Source organism: Paraglaciecola arctica (assembly GCF_018861065.1).
GTDB classification, from domain to species: Bacteria; Pseudomonadota; Gammaproteobacteria; order Enterobacterales; family Alteromonadaceae; genus Paraglaciecola; species Paraglaciecola arctica_B.
Window position 1 is genome coordinate 168,114 of the sequence record NZ_JAHKQO010000002.1, and the last position, 20,777, is coordinate 188,890.

General features: G+C 40.5%; 19 protein-coding genes and 1 tRNA gene. 8 read left to right on the top strand and 12 right to left on the bottom strand.

All coding sequences use genetic code 11. The features are described from left to right. Positions 1-25: 25 nt before the first annotated feature. Positions 26-1,501 (bottom strand): PLP-dependent aminotransferase family protein, encoded by a 1,476-nt coding sequence (locus KO534_RS00980; RefSeq protein ID WP_354667893.1) that lies wholly within the window; start codon positions 1,499-1,501, stop codon positions 26-28. Between the two features lie 85 nt (positions 1,502-1,586). Between KO534_RS00980 and KO534_RS00985 the strand changes: the two genes are divergently transcribed. The 4 genes from KO534_RS00985 (at position 1,587) to KO534_RS01000 (ending at position 5,373) form a co-directional block, all read left to right on the top strand. Then, positions 1,587-2,216 carry a GNAT family N-acetyltransferase gene (locus KO534_RS00985; protein WP_215926257.1) on the top strand — a complete coding sequence of 210 codons (630 nt, stop codon included), beginning with the start codon at positions 1,587-1,589 and terminating at the stop codon, positions 2,214-2,216. 3 nt (positions 2,217-2,219) lie between these two features. Further along, positions 2,220-2,828: an FMN-binding negative transcriptional regulator gene (locus KO534_RS00990; protein WP_215926259.1), complete on the top strand. Its 609-nt coding sequence runs from the start codon at positions 2,220-2,222 to the stop codon at positions 2,826-2,828. A 238-nt stretch (positions 2,829-3,066) separates the two neighbouring features. Beyond that, on the top strand, positions 3,067-4,701 hold the full coding sequence (locus KO534_RS00995) for an ATP-binding cassette domain-containing protein (protein ID WP_215926261.1): 1,635 nt from the start codon (positions 3,067-3,069) through the stop codon (positions 4,699-4,701). A 201-nt stretch (positions 4,702-4,902) separates the two neighbouring features. Beyond that, positions 4,903-5,373 (top strand): FKBP-type peptidyl-prolyl cis-trans isomerase, encoded by a 471-nt coding sequence (locus tag KO534_RS01000; RefSeq protein ID WP_215926263.1) that lies wholly within the window; start codon positions 4,903-4,905, stop codon positions 5,371-5,373. Between the two features lie 114 nt (positions 5,374-5,487). Here the strand turns inward: KO534_RS01000 and moeB are convergent, their stop codons facing one another. Further along, positions 5,488-6,240, bottom strand: a complete 753-nt coding sequence (moeB, locus tag KO534_RS01005) for a molybdopterin-synthase adenylyltransferase MoeB (protein ID WP_215926265.1) — start codon at positions 6,238-6,240, stop codon at positions 5,488-5,490. A 237-nt stretch (positions 6,241-6,477) separates the two neighbouring features. Here moeB and KO534_RS01010 point away from each other — a divergent pair, with 237 nt between their 5' ends. Beyond that, a complete protein-coding gene (locus KO534_RS01010) occupies positions 6,478-6,846 on the top strand; it encodes a DUF4870 domain-containing protein (RefSeq protein WP_215926267.1) in 369 nt (122 codons plus the stop codon). Here KO534_RS01010 and KO534_RS01015 read toward each other — a convergent pair. Continuing rightward, complete coding sequence (locus tag KO534_RS01015; protein ID WP_215926269.1) at positions 6,836-7,702, bottom strand: HpcH/HpaI aldolase/citrate lyase family protein; 867 nt, start codon at positions 7,700-7,702, stop codon at positions 6,836-6,838. The two genes, KO534_RS01010 and KO534_RS01015, sit on opposite strands and share 11 nt — an antisense overlap. A gap of 237 nt (positions 7,703-7,939) precedes the next feature. On the opposite strand from KO534_RS01015, the gene KO534_RS01020 reads away from it, so the two are divergent. Beyond that, positions 7,940-8,935 carry a bifunctional helix-turn-helix transcriptional regulator/GNAT family N-acetyltransferase gene (locus tag KO534_RS01020; RefSeq protein ID WP_215926271.1) on the top strand — a complete coding sequence of 332 codons (996 nt, stop codon included), beginning with the start codon at positions 7,940-7,942 and terminating at the stop codon, positions 8,933-8,935. Between the two features lie 74 nt (positions 8,936-9,009). On the opposite strand, the gene KO534_RS01025 is transcribed toward KO534_RS01020, so the two are convergent. The 5 genes from KO534_RS01025 to KO534_RS01045 form a co-directional block, all read right to left on the bottom strand. Next, complete coding sequence (locus KO534_RS01025; RefSeq protein ID WP_215926273.1) at positions 9,010-9,876, bottom strand: hypothetical protein; 867 nt, start codon at positions 9,874-9,876, stop codon at positions 9,010-9,012. A 160-nt stretch (positions 9,877-10,036) separates the two neighbouring features. Continuing rightward, positions 10,037-11,065 (bottom strand): alpha/beta hydrolase fold domain-containing protein, encoded by a 1,029-nt coding sequence (locus tag KO534_RS01030; RefSeq protein WP_215926275.1) that lies wholly within the window; start codon positions 11,063-11,065, stop codon positions 10,037-10,039. 247 nt (positions 11,066-11,312) lie between these two features. Continuing rightward, positions 11,313-11,564, bottom strand: coding sequence for a YdcH family protein (locus KO534_RS01035; RefSeq protein WP_215926277.1), 252 nt, complete (start codon positions 11,562-11,564; stop codon positions 11,313-11,315). Between the two features lie 189 nt (positions 11,565-11,753). Next, positions 11,754-12,452, bottom strand: coding sequence for an SOS response-associated peptidase family protein (locus KO534_RS01040; RefSeq protein WP_215926279.1), 699 nt, complete (start codon positions 12,450-12,452; stop codon positions 11,754-11,756). Between the two features lie 111 nt (positions 12,453-12,563). Continuing rightward, positions 12,564-13,955 (bottom strand): MFS transporter, encoded by a 1,392-nt coding sequence (locus KO534_RS01045; RefSeq protein ID WP_215926282.1) that lies wholly within the window; start codon positions 13,953-13,955, stop codon positions 12,564-12,566. 252 nt (positions 13,956-14,207) lie between these two features. Between KO534_RS01045 and KO534_RS01050 the strand changes: the two genes are divergently transcribed. After that, positions 14,208-16,103, top strand: a complete 1,896-nt coding sequence (locus tag KO534_RS01050; protein WP_215926284.1) for a putative bifunctional diguanylate cyclase/phosphodiesterase — start codon at positions 14,208-14,210, stop codon at positions 16,101-16,103. A gap of 501 nt (positions 16,104-16,604) precedes the next feature. On the opposite strand, the gene KO534_RS01055 is transcribed toward KO534_RS01050, so the two are convergent. The 3 genes from KO534_RS01055 to dcd form a co-directional block, all read right to left on the bottom strand. Next, positions 16,605-16,681: transfer RNA gene (locus KO534_RS01055), tRNA-Pro, on the bottom strand. Positions 16,682-16,803: 122 nt separating this feature from the next. Next, positions 16,804-17,424, bottom strand: a complete 621-nt coding sequence (locus tag KO534_RS01060; RefSeq protein WP_215926286.1) for a flavin reductase family protein — start codon at positions 17,422-17,424, stop codon at positions 16,804-16,806. Between the two features lie 25 nt (positions 17,425-17,449). Beyond that, positions 17,450-18,040, bottom strand: a complete 591-nt coding sequence (dcd, locus tag KO534_RS01065; protein ID WP_215926288.1) for a dCTP deaminase — start codon at positions 18,038-18,040, stop codon at positions 17,450-17,452. A 348-nt stretch (positions 18,041-18,388) separates the two neighbouring features. Between dcd and metG the strand changes: the two genes are divergently transcribed. After that, complete coding sequence (gene metG / locus KO534_RS01070) at positions 18,389-20,416, top strand: methionine--tRNA ligase (RefSeq protein ID WP_215926290.1); 2,028 nt, start codon at positions 18,389-18,391, stop codon at positions 20,414-20,416. Between the two features lie 168 nt (positions 20,417-20,584). On the opposite strand, the gene KO534_RS01075 is transcribed toward metG, so the two are convergent. Then, positions 20,585-20,734, bottom strand: a complete 150-nt coding sequence (locus KO534_RS01075) for a hypothetical protein (protein ID WP_215926292.1) — start codon at positions 20,732-20,734, stop codon at positions 20,585-20,587. Positions 20,735-20,777 lie beyond the last annotated feature (43 nt).

Consider the following 20,777-nt stretch of genomic DNA (forward strand, 5'->3'; position numbering starts at 1 on the left):
GGATTGTGTGATGTTGCCAGTAAAACTAGTGACTTGATTGTAAACATTCGACTAGTAACTTAATACCTGCGGCAAACTTTTTCTCACTCATCCCTGCAAATCCTAAGCGAATAAAGTTATCTCCGTTGAATTGTGTATGTAATTGAAATTGCCTTTCATGTTGAACATATACACCGACCAGCTGACATTTTTTCGCTAACTGCTCTGCACTGCTAACGCGACTCGAGGGATTCGGGTTATTAGTTAATCGTACCCAAAGTGCCATTCCACCATCAGGAATGACAAATTCAAAACAAGGGTAATTTTTCAATACAGCAATGGCATGATCTCTTCGTTGCAGGTTCAGACGAGTTGTTCTTCGCAAATGCCGTTCAAAGCCACCGTTTTCCATCCACTTAGCTAATGCAGATTGCATTAACACATTGCTTTTATGACAAATCAACAAGCGATACTCTGTAATGGCTTTCGCCAATTCTTTGGTAACCGCCATAATGCCAATTCTGGCACCAGGAAACATAATCTTTGAAAAGGTGGAAATGTATATCACTAATTGTTTTGGATCTTGAGTTGCCATTGGAGCAAGGGGCTGACATCGATAATGGAATTCATGGTCATAATCGTCTTCAACTATGGGAATCTGGTGCTGTGCAGCAAGTTGATAGATGGCCATTCTGCGACTTACCGTTAGAGTAATTGTAGTGGGATATTGGTGCAACGGTGTCAGGTAGATCAAGCGCACGTCGCCTTTTGATATCTGGCTTTCTAAATCCACCGGGCACATTCCATGAGCGTCTTGATTAACTGCAACGAGCTCAGCACCTGCGCTTCTAAATGCCGACATAGCTGGAGGATAACCTAATGCATCAACAGCGACTTTATCTCCTGATTTGAGTAACAACTGTGCCACAATAAACAATGCTTCTTGAGAGCCATTGGTAATCACTATTTCTCGGTTTGTTATCGCCCTAGATTTACGCAAATAAATTTCCACTTGCTCCAATAACTCCGGCGTTCCTGCACTTTCACCATAACTTAATTGGGCGATCTTGGGCCTACTTAAAAACTCGGACATGCACTTCTTAAATTCATCAAATGGGAATAACGAGACATCCGCTTGTCCACCTGAAAAATTGTATTCAAAGTTGTTGGCTGGGTAAGTTGGCAGAGGCATACCTGCGCGTACTAACCGGTATCCAATAGGTGTTGGGCTGTCAGTTTGGTTACGTACAACTGGTCGCCTGCTATTCTCAATCGGTAAGTTTGCCACTACTTTATAGCCAACTCTTTGAATTGATTCTACCCATCCTTCAGCCACTAGTTCAGCGAATGATTTCATTATCGTATGCCTGTTTAGCCGCAAATCTTGGCTAAGAGATGTCACAGACGGCAAGGGGTCACCCGCTTTCAACTGCCCTTGTTTAATTGCGGCTCTAATTGTTTCCGCGAGCTGTAAATATTTAGCCTGGGAACTGTCTATCTTGGGCAATGTAAATATTTTCACTGGTCTACTTATAAACTCCATACTGGTTGATTAAATTAGACCAAAATATCGCAATAATAGCTATTGTCAAAACGAGGAGGTAACAATGGCATTAGAATCTACGACTTTAGGAACGATAACTTTAGAAGACCAATTTGTGGCGCTTAAGCCGATGCAAACTAGTCATATTGAGGCTTTGTATAATGCGGGGAAACATCCAAGCATTTGGAAGTGGACCACTGCAAAATATTGCATAACACCAGAAGCCACCCAGCAATGGGTAAACACTTGTTTAGACAATGCCAAGCTAAACACACAACAACCTTTTGTTATTGTGGACAAAATCCAAAATAAAATTGTTGGCTCGACTAGCTATCTCAATATCTTTTTGGAACATAAAGCCATTGAAATCGGTTTTACCTTCCTGACACCCAGTGCACAAAAATCCCATGTTAATCGTCGCTGTAAACTACTTTTATTGACCCATGCTTTTGAAACCCTAAATCTAAACAGAGTAGCACTACAAACCCACGAGAAAAATCAAGGTTCTAGAAATGCTATTTCAGGTATAGGCGCCACTTTTGAAGGCATACAACGAGATTGCCGAATTCAGCAGGATGGCAGTGTGCGCAGCAGCGCTTTTTACAGCATTATTAAATCGGAATGGCCGCTAACTAAGAAAAATTTACTGAGTAAACTCACGCAACCAACACTAACGAAGCCTCGGGAGTCATAAGATTTGTTTATTCCCAATGTATTTAAAATGAAAAGCTTAACTAATAAGCAAAAGTTTATTGACGACTATGGTTTTGGGGTCATGGTATCTTCAAATGGTCACCTATCGGCCACCCACCTACCCTTTATATTAGATGTAAATGAAGGCGAACAAGGTAGCTTGTATGCACATTGTGCCAGAGCCAATCCCCACTGGAAAAACTTAGAAAATGACACAGTTTTGGTGATATTCACTGGACCCCATGGATATATTTCTCCATCTTGGTATATAAAGAGACCCGCGGTTCCCACATGGAATTATACTGCGGTGCACGCATACGGTCGTGTTACCCTACTTAATAGCCAAGAAACGCTAGACGCAGTAGATCAATTAACAGCAAAATACGAACCGAAACTGTTAATCGAAAAACATATTGTCACTGACCAAATCAAACACAAACTATTGGCCGCTATAGTCGGTTTTAAAATCGAACTAACCAGTATTGAAGGAAAATTGAAGTTAGGGCAAAACAAGAGCGAAGCAGAACAAGTCAATATCATTAACGGACTTAGTGCGTCTAGTCAGTTTGAAGATCTAGCTTTGGCCAAATACATGCAAGCCCGTCAATCGTGACAGATAAAGTAACAATGGCGGCATTTACAAACTGACTGTAGATATTATAAAATACTGTCTCTTTCCTAATTTAGAGGCATTAAGCCAATGAACAAATAACGTCTGACATCAATTCATTTCTTAATTTGAATTATCAGGGTTATTGGTTCCATCTGTTGGTATTTGTCGCAAAGTCTGTTGAGCTTTCAACTTGCCGCCGTTTTGAAATAACGCCCTGATTTACCAGGAGACGTTTATTTTGGCACATTTAGCAATCAATAATATTTCATTGCAACACAGCAATGGCGACACACAATTTAGTAATATCAACTTTATTTTACCTGAAGGACTCACTGGCCTGGTCGGGAATAATGGTGTAGGAAAATCCTTACTCGGGGACATTATACGAGGCAAGGTTGAGGCAACGACCGGGAAAGTCGATTTACAAGGAACACTTTTGTTTCAACCGCAAAATTCTCACCTTGCGTTTACTCGCGAAGAAACCATTACTGAATATTTTGGTGCAACGTCCAAACTTAAAGCCCTGCAGAATATTCAAAACGGAAGTATTGCAATACAAGACTTCCAAACGATCAATGAGGACTGGCAATTTGCTCAGAGATTTAATTTAAAATTGTCACAGATATCAAAAAATATTACTGCAAATTCCAAGCTGTGTGATTTGAGTGGCGGGGAATTGAACAAAGTAACCCTTACCAACCTTCTAGAAAAGGCCGCGCAATCAGATAGTATTCTAATACTTGATGAGCCTAGCAATCATTTAGATATACACAGCAAACAATGGTTAGCGGAACAACTGGTTTCTTTTGACGGAAAGTGTCTAATTATTAGCCATGATCGATTATTGCTAAACCTATGTGGGCATATTGCAAAACTAACCAGAACTGGAATCGAACTAGTTGAATCAAATTACGACAAATTCGCACGGCAAAGTTTGCAACTGCAACAAGCGCGAGACAAGAAACTCAAACATTTACAAACCCAACAAAAAAAGGCCGAGCATTGTGCGCAACGAGATACAGAAAAAGCGCAAAAACGCGCCAGCAACGGCGCTAAAAAAGCGAATAAAGGAGGAATGCCTAGAATTTTAGTGGGTGCAAAACAAAACAAAGCCGAAGCATCACTGAGTACCCAAATGGCGCAACATCACAATAAACTTGCCAACATTCAACAACTAATTCAAGGGTCACAAACCGAAAGAACTAATCAACCAATAAAATTTGGGTTTGGCAGCAGTCAGCATAAACTAAAGCGACATCTTTATGTTAAAGATCTGGTTTTGCCTCATGTAGCTTCCAGCCTATCCCTAGAAGTCAAACCCAACCAAAAATGGCATTTGAGTGGCGCAAATGGTTCGGGAAAGTCGACTTTTTTACACTTACTCAATTCTCTATCATTGGCAAAGCGGTCTCTGAAAGAAAACGAAATTAAACGCGAAACTAAACCCGAGCTGCTTAATTTAAACATAAATGACTCAGTTATTTTGAATTCAAACATATGTTTACTAGATCAACATAACTCATTAATACAAGGTCAAAAGACACTATTAGATAACCTAACTCACTTTTGTCCACAACAGAGTTTGTCAGATATGCGCACTTTGCTGGCTAGTAATGGATTCAAGCAGGGTAAAGTGTTTCAAAAAGCAGCACACCTTAGTGGCGGTGAAAAAATGCGATTGGCAATGCTTATTGTCAGTTTGCAACAAAACAGCTTGTTGCTGCTAGATGAGCCAGACAATCACTTGGACATCAATAGTAAAGACATTTTGGCAGATGCCCTACTTCGCTTTACTGGCAGCTTTATCTTAGTGAGCCATGATCAAGAGTTTGTCGATAGATGTGGAATTACCGATAGTTATTCAATGTCATAATTACGTAAATAAAGCCGCCCCATTATAATTTCACTAGGTTCACGCCACTCGTTTTGTTCCTTGGCAGATTCAGTAGCTGAACCTTCTGTCAATACCGGGGGAATCAGGATTTTATTGTTAACACTCGTAATGTAAAAAATAGTGTTATAAAAATTAGGTGTTAGAATCCACGATTGAATTTAAGAAACCTTAGGAAAATTGATGAAATATATTGTGATAGCCGTGGTCATCGCACTGGTAGTGTTTTACTTCGCTAAAAACTCAATGAATAAAAAACAAGCCCTTGAAAATATTGCGATTGGTGAAGAGTTTTTAAAAAGTAACAAAACCAATCAAGAAATAATAGAAACGGCTTCCGGTTTGCAATATCAAATTTTACAAAAAGGCCAAGGTGATAGCCATCCAACGGCCACCTCAACAGTAAAAGTACATTACCATGGTTTGTTATTGGATGGTTCGGTATTTGATAGTTCGGTTGACCGCGGCGAACCTATTAGTTTCCCTTTGAATCAAGTCATAAAAGGCTGGACAGAAGGGCTTCAACTAATGGTAGTAGGAGATAAATTTAAGTTTTTCATTCCTTCTGATTTAGCCTATGGCAACCGCTCAACGGGGAAAATTACAGCAGGATCTTTGCTTATTTTTGAAGTAGAGCTGCTAGAAATACACTAATCACTGTTGCTGCATTTTTCGTGAAAGTCCCCTTTACACTGTTGAGGGGACTCTCCCGACGACTTTAGGTGCGACTACAAAAACTAAGCAACATATATCCCATAAAAATAAATGTTAGGCGCATACCGCACAATTATTCTTTTTAGGCACTTTAAACGTCTGCCAAGTAGCCGTCATGGCATCAAACATCATTAATTTATTCACATTAGGCTGGCCATAATTACATAACAACTTAATTACTTCCAATGCTTGCATTGTGCCAACAATTCCTACTACAGGCGACATTATCCCTGACTCTGTGCAACTTAAATTTTGCTCCCCAAATTGAGTACTCAGGCAGGCATAACAAGCGGAGTTTTGTGCAGGCACAATGCTCATCAGTTGGCCTTCCATTCGAATAGCCGCTCCGGAAACCAAAGATTTACCCAATTGATAACTCACCTTATTAAGGGTATTTCTCGTTTCTAAGTTATCTGTACAATCCACCACTATATCAATTGATTCAATTAGTGCTAAGTAGTCATCAACTCCAAGACGGTTTTGTATGATATGTATTTGGGTTTCACTATTAAGTTGTTCAAGAGATGCCTTAGCAGACACACACTTATTGGTACCGATATCAGATTCACCGTGTAACACTTGACGTTGCAAATTGGTTTCATCCACAGTGTCATTGTCGATTAATGTTATTTCACCTATCCCTGATGCCACTAAATACTGTGCAGCAGCGCAGCCTAACCCTCCTACACCAACCACCACCACTTTGGCGTTGAGGAGCTTTTCTTGATTGTCTAGATCAAACTTAGGTAACACTATTTGACGGTTGTATCGCATCGCTTGTTTAGTTGTTAGAAACTTTTTTGGCACGTGTTTATTTTAAATTATTGGTTAACTTATTAGGGTTGTACCACTACAGAGTCCCCCTCGCAATCCTCAAATTCAGAACCTTTTATATACAAGGATCTGCCAAAGACACCATTCAGTGTTACAACGACAACAAAATCACAAAATGGCTTTGAACTAAAAATTTCAATAATTACCTTTAAAGTTAACTAAGAGTGAGTCAAAGTTAGCTAGCCTAGATTTACAACTAAGGAGTATTGGATGACCGAACAATCAGAAGATAAATATTGGGGAATGCCGTTAAATACCTATTGTATGTTGCTGCATCTGAGCCAGTTGGCCAGTATCATCATGCCTGGATTAGGTTTCATATTACCTATCGTAATGTGGGCAACGAATAAGGACAAAAATGAAGAAATAGACAAACACGGAAAAGTCACTTTAAATTGGATGATTAGTCTATTCATTTATTCAGTTGTTTGCGTAGTGTTGTGGATTGTCATCATAGGAATGTTAGGCTTTTTCATTTTAGTTATTTTGAATCTAATATTTGCCATTATTGCAGCGGTCAAAGCCAATGATGGAGAATTGTGGGTTTATCCTTTTAGTATTAAATTCTTTAAGGTGTAATTCTCTGCAATAAATGCCTCGCTCTGGCAACCACCGGAGCGTCAATCATTTTCCCTTTAAACTCAAAAACCGCTTTATTTTGTTGCGTATAAAGATCAAATTTTTCTAGTAATTCTTTAGCAAAACGGAGCTCTTTTTCTGAAGGGACAAACTCTGTATTTAACACTTCAACTTGGCTAGGATGTATACAAAACGCCCCTACAAAGCCGAGTTTTTTAGCTAAGTTAATAGTCGCCCGAAAGCTTCTTAAATCACTATAGTCGGCGATAGATGCAGGAAAACCTAAAGGCATAATATTCGCTCTACGACACGCCATTAAGACCAGTTGGTTAGGCATCAGTAATGCTTCAGGTATAGGCTCCATACCGGCAGATGTAGCGAAATCTTCTGAGCCAATCGTCATCCCCCACAACCTAGAAGATGCAGTAGCGATTTCGTCTAAATTAGGCAACGCATCGACATCTTCTATCTGAACTATGATACCCGTTCGCTCACCTTGTCTATTGTGCTCAACTTCAAGCTCCTCAATGACATCCGCCAACAGTTTTACCTGAGTACCATTAGTAATTTTGGGTAAAACAATGGCTTTAACGGAATCACAAACTGCAAATTCTAAGTCACGAACAGCCAAGCGAAGCGGCGAGTTAATTCTCACCAATACCTCAGCGCCACCTTGGGACACAGTTAACGCCGCGGACTTGATATTTTTTCTAGCATCATCCTTCAGAGTACTTGGAACACTGTCCTCAAGATCCAAAACATAGGCGTCAGCACCTCTTGTATGGGCTTTGTGTACAAATTTGTGGTTGTGGGTTGGTAGAAATAATAAAGAGCGCCAATTTGGGAGCAGGTCCAATGTTTTGTATCTCTGTAGTAGGTATTAACACAATTATTGCTTTCTAATATACCAGTGTAAATAAATCAACGACACAACAAGTTCTCACCTATTATTGGCGCACCTTTTGAGGTTACCCCAAGACCTATCACTCTTGTTTTAAGATTCATTGTGGAACTGAGTTAAATTATGTGGATTACATTTACAATTAACATAAGCACTTATATACTTAGATATGTAATTATCGAGGCTAAAATAATGCAACAAGATTTCTTAAACGAACTAGCAGAATTGGCACTTGGAAGTCGCCTAAAGCGCATGAGTGAACGTATGTTATCCAGCGCGGCTGAAATATATCAAGAGTTTGACATGAACATTAACCCTAAATGGTTTACGTTAATGGCACTACTAGATTCGAAAGACCGTGACAAACAAATATTAAGCATAGTTGAAGCGTCGAGCTTACTGGGTCTATCGCAACCGGCCTTAAGCCAGTTTTGTAAAGAATTGCAGAATGAAGAACTGATAAAAATAGTAAAAGATCAATCTGATTCACGTCGACGTATTCTGAAGTTAACTACAAAGGGCCGCAACAGAGTAAGTGAAATGAAACCCATTTGGGAAGCAGTACAACGAGCCGCCGTAGATTTATGTACCGAACATAAAAATGACTTTTATCGCTCACTACTGTTACTCGAAAAGTCCTTTTCGAAACAATCGTTGCTCAGTCGCACTAGGCAATATGTCAAACAGAACGCCATGCAGACTGATATTAAGATTAGAGCATTTGACCCTGCGCTCGCTCATCATTTTGAAACCATTAATAAAGAATGGATTGACGATATGTTTGTGTTAGAAACAATTGACCAACAAGTACTCGAAGATCCACAAAGCCATATTATCAACAACGGCGGTAAGATTTGGTTTGCCGAACACCCATCCTTAGGGATTGTAGGCACTTGCGCATTTTGGAACAAAGGTAATCAATGTTTTGAACTAACTAAAATGGGTGTATTAAAATCAGCAAGAGGACTCAAAGTCGGAGAAATATTACTTCAACATGTGCTCACTGAAGTACAGCGGCTAAAGATCAAAACACTATTTTTATTAACTAACGCTAAATGTGAAGCAGCAATCCATCTTTACGAAAAAAATGGATTTGTACATGACAAAACCATCATGCAGCAATATGGAAAAAACTACGCTCGCTGTAATGTCGCAATGCGTTTTGTTGGGCTAGATAAAACTGTCTAGCCTTTCACAAGGCAGTCAGTTTAAAAAAGCCTAACTTGTGTGGATCTGAGTTTTAACGACACTAATCTGAAGCTTCATTTGCATATTTCTGAATCATTATTTGGCAAACTGGCGCCAAGTTGTCGCAATTTCTCTGCCGCATCAAATACATCGCCTGCATTCGCATTAACAGCACCTGATTTAGAAATAATAATCAACCGATCCAATAAATCTCCGAGTGGGCCACGACTCTTTAATTGCTTCACTGCCTCTCGGCTACGGTCGCATAAAATGGCTTTGTTTACGTTCAAACTTAACGAAGCTTCTACCAATTGCAAAGCATCTCGGTATCTAGAAACATTCAAAATTTGACCTTCCATTGACAATCCTTGCCGTAACAATTCTGCCGCTTCACGCAGTAATGCAGACATTGCTAACGCAGAAGAATGCGTCGAAGGAAAGCGTTCAATTACTATTGCATCAACACGTAAGATTAGATTTTTAAGCTGAGTATGAATGGCATTACGCTGTTTACGTGTTGAAGGGGTTGTATCTGTGATAATCAAAAATGAATCTGGCGCCGCAACTTCTGACAACAAAGGCTGCAACGACAAGTTAGTGTTCGATTTTCCAGTCACAAAAGGGTCGATGATTGCATACTCTTTCATTAACTGCGGCGTAAAAGGGTTTTTCATGGAGTTTTCTTTATCGCGGTGGTTGGCCCTTCGAATTGCAGCCTGTACGTGCCCTAAAACAACTAGGAAAGCGACGTCGTCTTTAGTTGGATCACCTTGATTTACAAATCCCGCTGATTCACCTTTCCACGTTTGCGAAGTCAAAGCGTTTGAATTATTGAGTGTATTAGAACTCGCCGATTGGCTATTGGATAGCAGCAATACACCCAAAAACATGGTTATCCAAAAACGACTCATATCAATAGTTTTAGATTGTGTTGCTGCCACCAGTACTTCTCCTTTCCATGAAAATCACTATCCAACATAGCAGCTGAACCAATATTTAGTTAAGTTTTTTTACCATACTCGTTATTTTGGCCTAAGTTATCCGCTCGTCAGACCAAGATAACTAGTAGTCTTAAACTAAAAAGTGCCGTAATGATTTTAACTAGCGAAAACAAAAACGAGCGATACTTGCTGCAGTTTCGGCGCTAATATCTGGGCAAGCCATCGGGAAAACCTCGATAGCATGGATGGTTCCCATGATTTGTCGACATTGAGCGCTGACCCCTGCCCTCATTAACAATCTATAAAAGTTAATGCCTTCGTCTCTAAGCGGATCACACTCGTTAACACTAATAACTGTGGGCACTAAACCGCGCACATCTGCTTCAGAAGCAAAGCTTGGCCAAGCTAGCGGATTACCTTTACGGAATTCTTCGATTCCATAAATCATAGCCCCTTGGTTATTGTGTAAATCTAATAAAATCCCGTTGTTTTCTGTTGAAGATGGGGTCTCTTCTGATGGCCATTTTCCGGCAATATAGGGGCAAAGGGCATAGATCCCTTTGATAAGTCCCATGCTCCCCTCGTTTTTTAAACGTAGAGCAGATGCGATGGCCAAATTAGCGCCACCACTTTCCCCGGAGACAACAATCTGTGACGGATCAATCGAGAGTAATTCACTGTTAGCACTAAGCCATTTCAAGCCAGAAATACAATCATTTAGTCCGGCGGGATACGGAGCAATCTCAGGGGCTGAAGAAGGGACTAAGGCATTTCGGAAATCCACCATTGCCACAGCGACGCCTTGCGCCGCCAATATCCTACCCCACGCTTTGTAATTGCCGTCGTAACAAGACATCGTTGCCATCCCACCACCGTGAATATAATAAACGCAAGGTAATAATTCAGTATTATCAGGTCGAATGTATTGGATTTTTATGGTGTTACCATCGGGCTCAGAGGTGAAGGTTTCATCGCGAATAAGAAGTCCATCTGACGGTGCGATGATTTCGTTATCACACTGCGACACAAAACCAGAAATCATCTGTCTAACTGCTATTGCATTGGGCGAATTCGCGGACTCCAATGCGGCTTCTCGACTAGCCACATTTTTCCCACCAGACATAGAGACTGAGCCAAAAACGGCCTTAATACGTGGATCGATTCTTGGATCTTCACTAATTAAACTCATTTATTACCCTTAATAGCATTATTGCTTCCTAAGATTACAGGAAATTATGACTAGTTTATGTTTTGTAATAGCGTTTATTTACGAGTAATAAAATAGCGTGTTCGGTATCCAGAGATCCAATTTAGAATCTGAATTCAACCGGTTAAACATCAGTGATAGAAGTCATATTAAATAGAGGCCGCAGAATTGCATCGACCTCTGACATTATTGCAATGCGTAGTACTCACATCCTCACATTATCTAAAGCCTAGATGTTTTGTTCTTTTTGAACGACTAAATCAAACAACAGATCTTTCAAGTGGAGCCGTCGCAGCTTTAGCGTTTCTAGATATTCATCTGCTACTGGTTGATTGTTCTCTTCGATGGAATGAACTTCACTTGCTATTTCATGATACTCGTCAAATAATTTTGCAAAGTGATTGTCGTTCATTTTGAGGTGACGAATAGTATGGTGATGATCTGGAAAATCGTTCAATAAAGTATGTTTGTCTATATTCATTGGCGCGGACCTTAAGCGTGAATTCTACTGGAAAAACCATTGTATTATGAATGATTTTGTTGATATTGATCTACATCACTTTCTAACAAAACTTAGCTCACATATTGATGTGTTTTTGAATAAACCGACAGGTCAAGGCAAGTCTCAATAAGAGAAAATATTATTGTTACCTTGTATCCTTAAAAACCCTTAGTTTTTAATAAGATCAGAGAGTAATTCAACTGGTTCAAAGGATTTATAAGGCACTTTGTCTTTGTAGGTTTTAACCCTTTGTACTTGAAGAGTCGGATACAGGATTGCATGGCCGAGCGCATTGTCTATTGCAGGGTGTTGTTGTACTGACTGACTTAACCACAGTTTTAAAAATTCATCATTATTGGGTAAAAAACCTGGAAAGGCTTTGTCGTGATAAGGTTCCATTTTTGGATGAGCTTCTCGGGTAATAATCGCACAACTATATCGACCCTCACTATACTTACGGTACAAAGCACCCAGCACAAAAACTTCATCACTTTGCATATAATATTGGTGTTTGGTTTTTCCTACAATTTTAGACTCCCCAATGCCTGTAGCGAAAACTATGGCCCGGTTATTTCTCAGTGCTCCTTGCCAATAAGGGCTATCTAGATTTCGGGCATTAAATGTTGTGCGTGTACCTACTTGTAATCCGTTAAAAGAATCCGAACAATCAAACCACCAAGTTGCAGAAACTTGTTTCAGTTGGCCGTTTTCTTCGATAACAATATCTATGGTTTTATTGGCATCTTGTCCAAATGCAGGATAATAACGTTTGAAACCCTTTGTTAAGAATTGATTGGCTATCTCTCGCTCAGGGTGTTGCATTACCGGCGCCGGTCGTTCTCCGTCAACTTCTACATATCCACACATAGTTATCCCCGCAGTTTAAGGTAATGGTTTGCAGTAACTTTAAGCAATCAAACATTTAAAGGTTATTTATTTAAACTAAATTCCTAGGGTAGAAAATCACTATAGAAATATTCAGGTAGAAGCTGACTTACCACGAAACCCAGATATCACACAAGCAATGACGACAAATGCAAGAGACATACTCAGCGCCATTTCAACGGTTTGAATTAACGCTGGGTTTTGCTCCTGAGTAAATTGAGCCTCACCAATATAATAATGCACCATTAGGTTTACCATACTCATACCAAACAAATTACCTATGGTACGCGCTAAATTCATGGTTGCTGAGGCCACTCCAACTTCATGAAGCTGAACCGAACCCATAATGGCATTATTATTAGGTGTAGAGAACAACCCAAACCCGACTCCAATCAATAACAACGAACCGACAATAAACGTTATGCTGGTATCAGTATTCATCAAACTCAAAATCAACATACCACAAGCAACAATCACACAACCGACGGTTGCCACTAGCCGCGATTGGAACTTATCAGCCAATTTACCCGACATCGGAGCTATTACTGCCATAGATAACGCCTGAACAAGGATAATTTGTCCCGCATGTAGTGGAGTGAGATCTTTTACGTATTGCAGATAAAGGCTCAACAGAAAAATCAACGGAACATTGCTGGCGTACATCAGCAGAGATGTCGAGAGAGACATTGAAAACACGCGACTTTCGCGAAACATTTGTACGCGAATTAACGGTCGGCGACTGCGACTTTGGTGCAACACAAAAAACATCAAACTCAGCGCAGACAAAACAAGTAAAACAAAGCCCCAAATACTCGGTAATATGCTTAACCCGTAGACCAAAGACAGTGAAAATACCGCAAAAATTGCCGTTCCCCACCAATCGAATCTGGTTTTGTTATCGTTTTTCCATTCACCTGAAAGGCGCAGTTTTATTAAGATTAACAATGCAATAACGATGGGAACCTGAAATAGAAATACCGAACGCCAACCCCAAAGTTCGGTGAGCCAACCACCTACCGCCGGAGCGATCGTTAAGCCAACGTATATACATGCCGCAGCGATACCCAGCGCAGCGCCCCTTTTATGAGAAGGGGTAACAGAGGTAATGATAGCCACCCCTGTACCAAAAATCATCGCTGAGGCTCCTCCTTGTACGAAACGCCAAAACAATACCCACTCAATACTATTACTGACGCCGCACATTAAAGACGAAAATGCATTTAGCGCTAGACCATAAGCATAGATTCGTTTTCTTCCATAATTGTCGGCTAATTTTCCAGCTGGCAACATAAATATCACGCTGCTCAAGATAAATAATGTTGGTAGCCACGAGACCATCTTAGCGTTGGCTTGCAAATCTGCCGCTAAATCGGGAATTGCGATATTAACAGAAGCCATTCCCAATGGACCCACTATGGAACCTAGACATACTACGATTAAAGCGACTTTAGCTATAGCTAACTTTTCAGTGGAAGTGTGTGGCAAACCGCAAGATGCTCCGTAAAAACAAGTGAAACACAAATGATGATACTAGTGTAATGGGGTAGATACGAACCGAAATCCAACATATTGACAAGGATCAATCTCGTTAGAATTTCAACCTGCAATGACTCCCAAAAACGCCATCAATTACATACTATTTACAACTCTAATTTAATTGTGAATTTGGGTGATCCATGTTTGGAATTTTAAGCTATAGACGGTAAAGTAAACACAATTATTTTTGTTGGACATACTATGGCCCCACCCGCAGATCCCTTAGCTAACTCGCTACAAGAACTAGCTGAAAAAGATATTTACAGCCAGATCCGCCGTCATAGATTAATGCAAATAAGCGCAGTAACTGCAATAGGGTTGGCAGTCGCACTCCTAGTGGCAAGAAATATTACCTTTACCATTTTTGCCATAGGTATAGGTTTTTTAATGTTAGCGTTAGCTTTCGCCTATAGACATAAAATACTTGCCTCAGCTTATACATTAATTGGCTCGATGGCGACCATGCTATTCGCATTAGCACTTACTGGGGCCGGATTGTTTGATTTAGCCGTGCTTGGCTATCCTGGATTACTTATTTTCGCAGCACTATTGGGTGGCGTAGGTTTATTTGTATCTGTTTTATTGTTTGTGGTCATCCTGTGCTTTGGAATTGCATGGCTAACACTAGGTGACTTTGTAATACCTAATATTCCGACGTTAAGCTGGCCCCATCTAATATTCATAATTGTTATTTTTGTTGTCACCGGATTTAGTGTGTATATTTTAGTCCATGACATTAGGCGTCTAATGCGGTCATTGCAGCGCGAAAACGCCAAAGTACAGCGCAATAAGGCAGAAATCCAACATTTAGCCCATCACGATCCTCTGACAAATTTACCTAATAGACTTTATGGTGAAGCACTTTTTACCCAATCCTTAATTGCCTGCGAACAAAAAAAACAAAACCTTGCCCTATTATTCATTGACTTAGATAACTTCAAACCAGTAAACGATGCCTTAGGCCATGCAGCAGGAGACATATTACTCGAACAGCTAACACTAAAACTAAGCAAAGATTTAAAACCCGACCAACACCTAATTCGGTTTGGAGGAGATGAATTTTTACTATTGGCCCCGTTCACAGATTATCACCAAGAGTTAGAAGCAATAGCTGAAACTGTAATACAAAAATGTGCATCTAAGTTTAAGATATTACAAACTCAGGTGGTTATTTCTGCCTCAATTGGCATAACCTGTGCGCCAAAAGAAGGGTCTGACTTTAAGCAACTATGCCGTCAAGCCGACGTCGCCATGTATCAGGCCAAAAAGGATGGTCGCAATACCTACCACTATTACGATCAAAGTTTGGATAAAATTAGCGACGATAAATTCAAATTACTGCAATTATTGCGACCAGCTCTAATTGAGCAACAATTTCAACTCTATTATCAACCTATGGTGAATTTACAAAGCGGTGAAATTTCTATGGTTGAGGCACTATTGCGTTGGCCACAACCCGACGGCAGCATGATAGCACCCGACCAATTTATTCCCCTGGCAGAAAGTAGTGGCTTAATAAACGAACTAGGCCGTTGGGTAATTCAACAGGCTTGTATTAACTGTGCAAAGCAGCGCGAATTGGGGTTTCCAAATCTGCGGGTCGCAGTTAATCTCTCCGCAATACAATTCAAAGACGGGCATCTACAGGATGTAATTGAAAGCGCATTACAACACGCCGATTTACCGCCAAATGCTCTCGAATTAGAGTTAACCGAATCCTTATTAATTGACGACGGCGATCAAATCCAAATACAACTGCAAGCTTTAAGTGCTATTGGCATTACGATCGCCATTGACGATTTCGGCACCGGTTATTCAAACTTGGGGTATTTACGTAATTTTAACGCTACGACACTGAAAATAGACCGCTCTTTCATTACTTCCCTATGTACAGCGGAACATGATGAATCACTAGTTAAGGCAATTATTAGTATGGCCGCTAGCTTGGGACTAAAAACTGTGGCCGAGGGCATCGAAGATAAAGCCACCCTAAACAAGCTCATTGCCTTAGGTTGCAACAATGGTCAAGGTTATTATTGGTCAAAACCCATTCCAGAGGATCGGTTAACTGCACTGTTGGCGAACCAAAGACAATAGTTAAACATGGGGGAAATAAACTAAATGGTCGATGTGATAGGATTCGAACCTACGACCCCTTCACCCCCAACCAAAATGACCGCTACCAATTGACGCTTTTCTAAAAGCGATCACTACGGCAAATAAGTGAAAACGTGGTGTAGATAAAACAGAAGGATAATTCAAGAACGAGAGAATAGATAAAGCAAGGGAGAGCGGTTAATTGGTCGGTGTGATAGGATTCGAACCTACGACCCCTTCCCCCCCAGCCAAAATGACCGCTACCAAATGAAAAGCTAACAATGCGACGAAAATAAAACAGAAGGGTAATTCAAGAACGAGAGAATAGATAAAGCAAGGGAGAGCGATTAATTGGTCGGTGTGATAGGATTCGAACCTACGATCCCTTCACCCCCAGCTAAAATGGCCGCTACCAAATGAAAAGCTAACAATGCGACGAAAATAAAACAGAAGGGTAATTCACGAACGAGAGAATAGATAAAGCAAGGGAGAGCGGTTAATTGGTCGGTGTGATAGGATTCGAACCTACGACCCCTTCACCCCCAGCGAAGTGCGCTACCAAGCTGCGCTACACACCGACCGAAGCTGCGCAGTTTACGGAAATATTTTTTGTTTGCAACGCTAAATCGAGCAAAATTGTATTGGTTGCGCATTCCTTAGCCAAGTTTGGCTGTTTTAGGTGAAATATAGCACCCCAACCTTACTTAGGCCTAGACAGCTCAAACTTGTTGTTTTCGCTAACACTGAAATAATCAGCCGCTCCGCCGCCACGCATAATAGGCTCCATAGCGGCAGTATCGTAGATGCCTGTTTTAATGGCTGATTGAGCAATATGTACCCCTACCACTTCCCCAAAAACCATCCAGGTTTGACACTGCTCACCCTTGGCATTTTGCAATTGGATCACTTGAGAGGTTTTACATTCCATCACAACTGGGCTTAGCGCCACAAATGGCACGTCAATTATTTTAGATTGGCCCTTGGCGAGGTTCGCTAATTCAAACTCGTCGACTTCAGAGTCTACCATTGCACTGGTTTTGTTCATTGATTCAGCCAGTGAACGAGTCACAAGATTCCAACAGAATTGTCCGGTTTCAGCCGCGTTTTTGACGCTATCTTTATATCCAATACTCGAAAAACCAATAATGGGGGGATGGTAATTAAAGGCATTAAAAAAACTATAAGGAGCCAAATTAACTTGCCCCTTAGCGTTTTGACTTGATATCCATCCTATTGGACGGGGAGCAATAATTGCGTTGAATGGATCATGAGGTAATTGATGACCATCCTTAGGTTGGTAAAAATGCGCGTTATTAGGCACAGACTCTCCTACTATTCATATTCAACTAAGATTTGTCGTCAGCACTTATTCGACTGGCGTCAGCACCATCTTGACCTTTATATTTAGCGTCAGCTCGGGCATTGTAAGGTTTTTCAGCGTGCCCCGACATCACTTCAAAACTGACTGCGCCAATTTTCATCATTGGTTTCAAGGCAAGTGGTAATTTTCCGCCATTAAAAAACTCTAAGACTATATTACCTTCCCAACCTGGATCGATTCTATGAGCAGTCACATGTACCATTAAGCCCAAACGCGCCAATGAAGACCGCCCATCTAACCACCCCACTACATTAGCTGGCAAAGTGATGGACTCATGGGTGACAGCTAGTGCTAATTCACCCGGATGCAAGAAAAAAGCCTTGTCATCTTCAAGCACAATTTCATCACTCATGACGGTATCTAAAGCCGCTTGCATCGATTCTTTTGAACCGCTTAAATCAATGTAAGGAGCCTGATGATCTTCAAATACCCTGAATTTATTGCCAAGGCGAATATCCACTGTCACGCCACTTATTTGTTGGTAACTAGGTTGCGGTGATATTTTTATTTTTCCATCTTGTAGATATTGATAGATATCTTTGTCGCACAATCGCATAGAAATTAGCTCGTTGATGATTGATTATAATGCTGGCAGTTAAACCAAATATATTATGTGCCGAAAGCTTACGCTATTTGCACCTTGTATAAGTAACATTATTTTGCCGTTTGTATGTTTAATTGTCGATAGGTAGCACTTATTGAATTACGCTTTGTTAAAAGCGTATCAGTCATACACGTCAGTATTTAGTTATACTAGGTGATTAACATATTCAACGGTGGATTAAAGTCGAACAAGCCCGACCACAAAATTTGTGTGATTGAAGTCGAATTTCGTAATGCAATGGAGGCGTATTTTCGCTACTATTTGCGACCTTTTTTTAAAACTCAATAAACATAAGTGACTATGGCTGAACAAACTCGCAAAATTCTAGTAACCAGCGCCCTTCCCTATGCTAATGGTTCTATTCATTTAGGCCACCTTTTAGAGCATATTCAAACCGATATCTGGACTAGATTTCAACGCATGCGTGGGCACAGTTGTTACAGCGTATGTGCAGATGACGCCCATGGTACACCTGTCATGCTTAAAGCCCAGCAGTTAGGTATTTCGCCAGAACAAATGGTGACACAAACTCGTGATGAGCATCATGCAGATTTAGTCGATTTTGGTGTTGAGTATGATAATTATCATGTCACCCACTCTGACGAAAACAAAGAATTATGTGAGTTAGTATATGACCGCTTAAATGATGCAGGTTTTATTAGTAAACGTACTATCAGCCAGTTGTTCGATCCTGAAAAAGAAATGTTTTTACCAGACCGTTTTGTGCAAGGTACTTGCCCTAAATGTGGTGCTGAAGATCAAAATGGTGACAGTTGTGACGTATGTAGTGCCACTTACGATCCAACAGAACTTATCAATCCACGTTCTGTGGTATCAGGCGCCGAACCTGTTTTGCGAGATTCTGAACATTACTTTTTCGACTTACCTCAGTTTGAAGGTATGTTGCAAGGCTGGCTGCAAAGCGATGCCATTCAACCTGAGATTGCCAACAAACTAAAAGAATGGTTTGAAGAAGGTATGCAGCAGTGGGATATCAGCCGTGATGCCCCCTACTTTGGTTTTGAAATTCCTAATGCACCTGGTAAGTTCTTTTATGTATGGGTAGATGCGCCAGTGGGTTATATGGCCAGCTTCAAAAACCTGTGTGATAAAAATGGCCTTAACTTTGATGAATACTGGGGTAAAGATTCAGACGCTGAGCTATATCACTTTATTGGCAAAGACATTACCTACTTTCACTGTTTGTTCTGGCCTGCCATGCTTGAAGGCGCAGGGTTTAGAAAGCCAACAGGGGTTAACGTACATGGTTTTGTAACCGTTAACGGCGCCAAGATGTCTAAATCAAAAGGTACCTTTATCAAAGGCCGTACCTATTTGGACCATTTAAACCCAGAGTACTTACGTTATTACTTTGCCTCTAAATTAAGTGATGCAGTTACCGACATTGACTTAAATTTTGAAGATTTTGCTCAAAAGGTCAATTCTGACTTAGTAGGTAAGGTGGTCAATATCGCCAGTCGTTGTGCTAGCTTTATCACTAAACGTTTTGACGGCAAGTTGTCCACTAATGTGCTTGAGCCAGAACTAGTAGCTGAATTTCATCTGGCAGAAGCAAGCATTGCTACTGCATTTGAAAAGCGTCAATACCACAAAGCAATCCGCGAAATTATGGCTTTAGCTGATAAAGCTAACCAATTTATCGACGCCAATGCCCCTTGGGTGACCATCAAAGATGAGAGCAAACAGCAGTTCACCCATGATGTATGTTCATTAGGCATTAATTTGTTCCGTATTTTAGTGGTGTACTTGAAGCCAGTTGTCCCTACCCTGGCAGCTCAATCTGAAGCATTTTTGAATGACACCCTTAGCTGGGAAAGTTCACAACATGTACTAACAGATCACAGCATCAATAAATTTAAAGCCTTGATGCAACGGGTAGATATGGACAAAGTCAACGCTATGGTTGAAGACTCGAAAGAAAATTTAGAGCCAACGGTCACACTTGATCCAAACAGTCCACTGGCGAAAGATCCTATTGGTGAAACCATCAGTTTTGAAGATTTCGCTAAAATTGATTTGCGGATTGCCCGTATCGCCAAAGCAGAACACGTTGAAAAAGCCGATAAGTTGTTACGCTTAGAATTAGACTTAGGTGGTGAAACTCGGCAAGTCTTTGCAGGCATTAAATCAGCGTATCAACCCGAAGACTTAGAAGGTAAGTTAACGGTAATGGTAGCTAACTTAGCCCCTCGTAAAATGCGCTTTGGCATGTCTGAAGGTATGGTGTTAGCTGCAGGGCCTGGTGGTGAAGACTTATGGATCTTGAATCCTGAAGAAGGCGCTCAACCTGGTATGAAAGTTAAATAAATCTATAAATGAACAATCCAATCACTGCTTTGCTGTTCAGCACTATGTAGTGATTGGATTTATTTCGTTCAAGTTCCTTCCCACTCACTTTCCAATAGGTAAATGACTCACAATGGCAGTAGTCGCCAGACCGGCTGATTCTAATGAGCTTTTATTGCTAGAGTCTGATTAACCAGTTTTAGAAGCCTCTTCATTAAGCTCCTTAGTTAATGGCGTCAACACCTTAGTGATCACAATAGAAGTAGGTTTTAAGATAATTAAATAACCAATCACTAAGGCTAAATGTTGATAGGTAATAGTTTTATTCAATGCCGCCATTAATAATTAAATCCCCTTAAAAAATTGCCACCACATTTTTATG

Coding starts and splice junctions, on each gene's coding strand:
- KO534_RS00985 (WP_215926257.1), top strand. CDS start 1,587: ATGGCATTAGAATCTACGACTTTAGGAACGATAACTTTAGAAGACCAA.
- KO534_RS01000 (WP_215926263.1), top strand. CDS start 4,903: ATGAAATATATTGTGATAGCCGTGGTCATCGCACTGGTAGTGTTTTAC.
- KO534_RS01010 (WP_215926267.1), top strand. CDS start 6,478: ATGACCGAACAATCAGAAGATAAATATTGGGGAATGCCGTTAAATACC.
- KO534_RS01020 (WP_215926271.1), top strand. CDS start 7,940: ATGCAACAAGATTTCTTAAACGAACTAGCAGAATTGGCACTTGGAAGT.
- KO534_RS01030 (WP_215926275.1), bottom strand. CDS start 11,065: ATGAGTTTAATTAGTGAAGATCCAAGAATCGATCCACGTATTAAGGCC.
- KO534_RS01035 (WP_215926277.1), bottom strand. CDS start 11,564: ATGAATATAGACAAACATACTTTATTGAACGATTTTCCAGATCATCAC.
- KO534_RS01040 (WP_215926279.1), bottom strand. CDS start 12,452: ATGTGTGGATATGTAGAAGTTGACGGAGAACGACCGGCGCCGGTAATG.
- KO534_RS01050 (WP_215926284.1), top strand. CDS start 14,208: ATGGCCCCACCCGCAGATCCCTTAGCTAACTCGCTACAAGAACTAGCT.
- dcd (WP_215926288.1), bottom strand. CDS start 18,040: ATGCGATTGTGCGACAAAGATATCTATCAATATCTACAAGATGGAAAA.
- metG (WP_215926290.1), top strand. CDS start 18,389: ATGGCTGAACAAACTCGCAAAATTCTAGTAACCAGCGCCCTTCCCTAT.
- KO534_RS01075 (WP_215926292.1), bottom strand. CDS start 20,734: ATGGCGGCATTGAATAAAACTATTACCTATCAACATTTAGCCTTAGTG.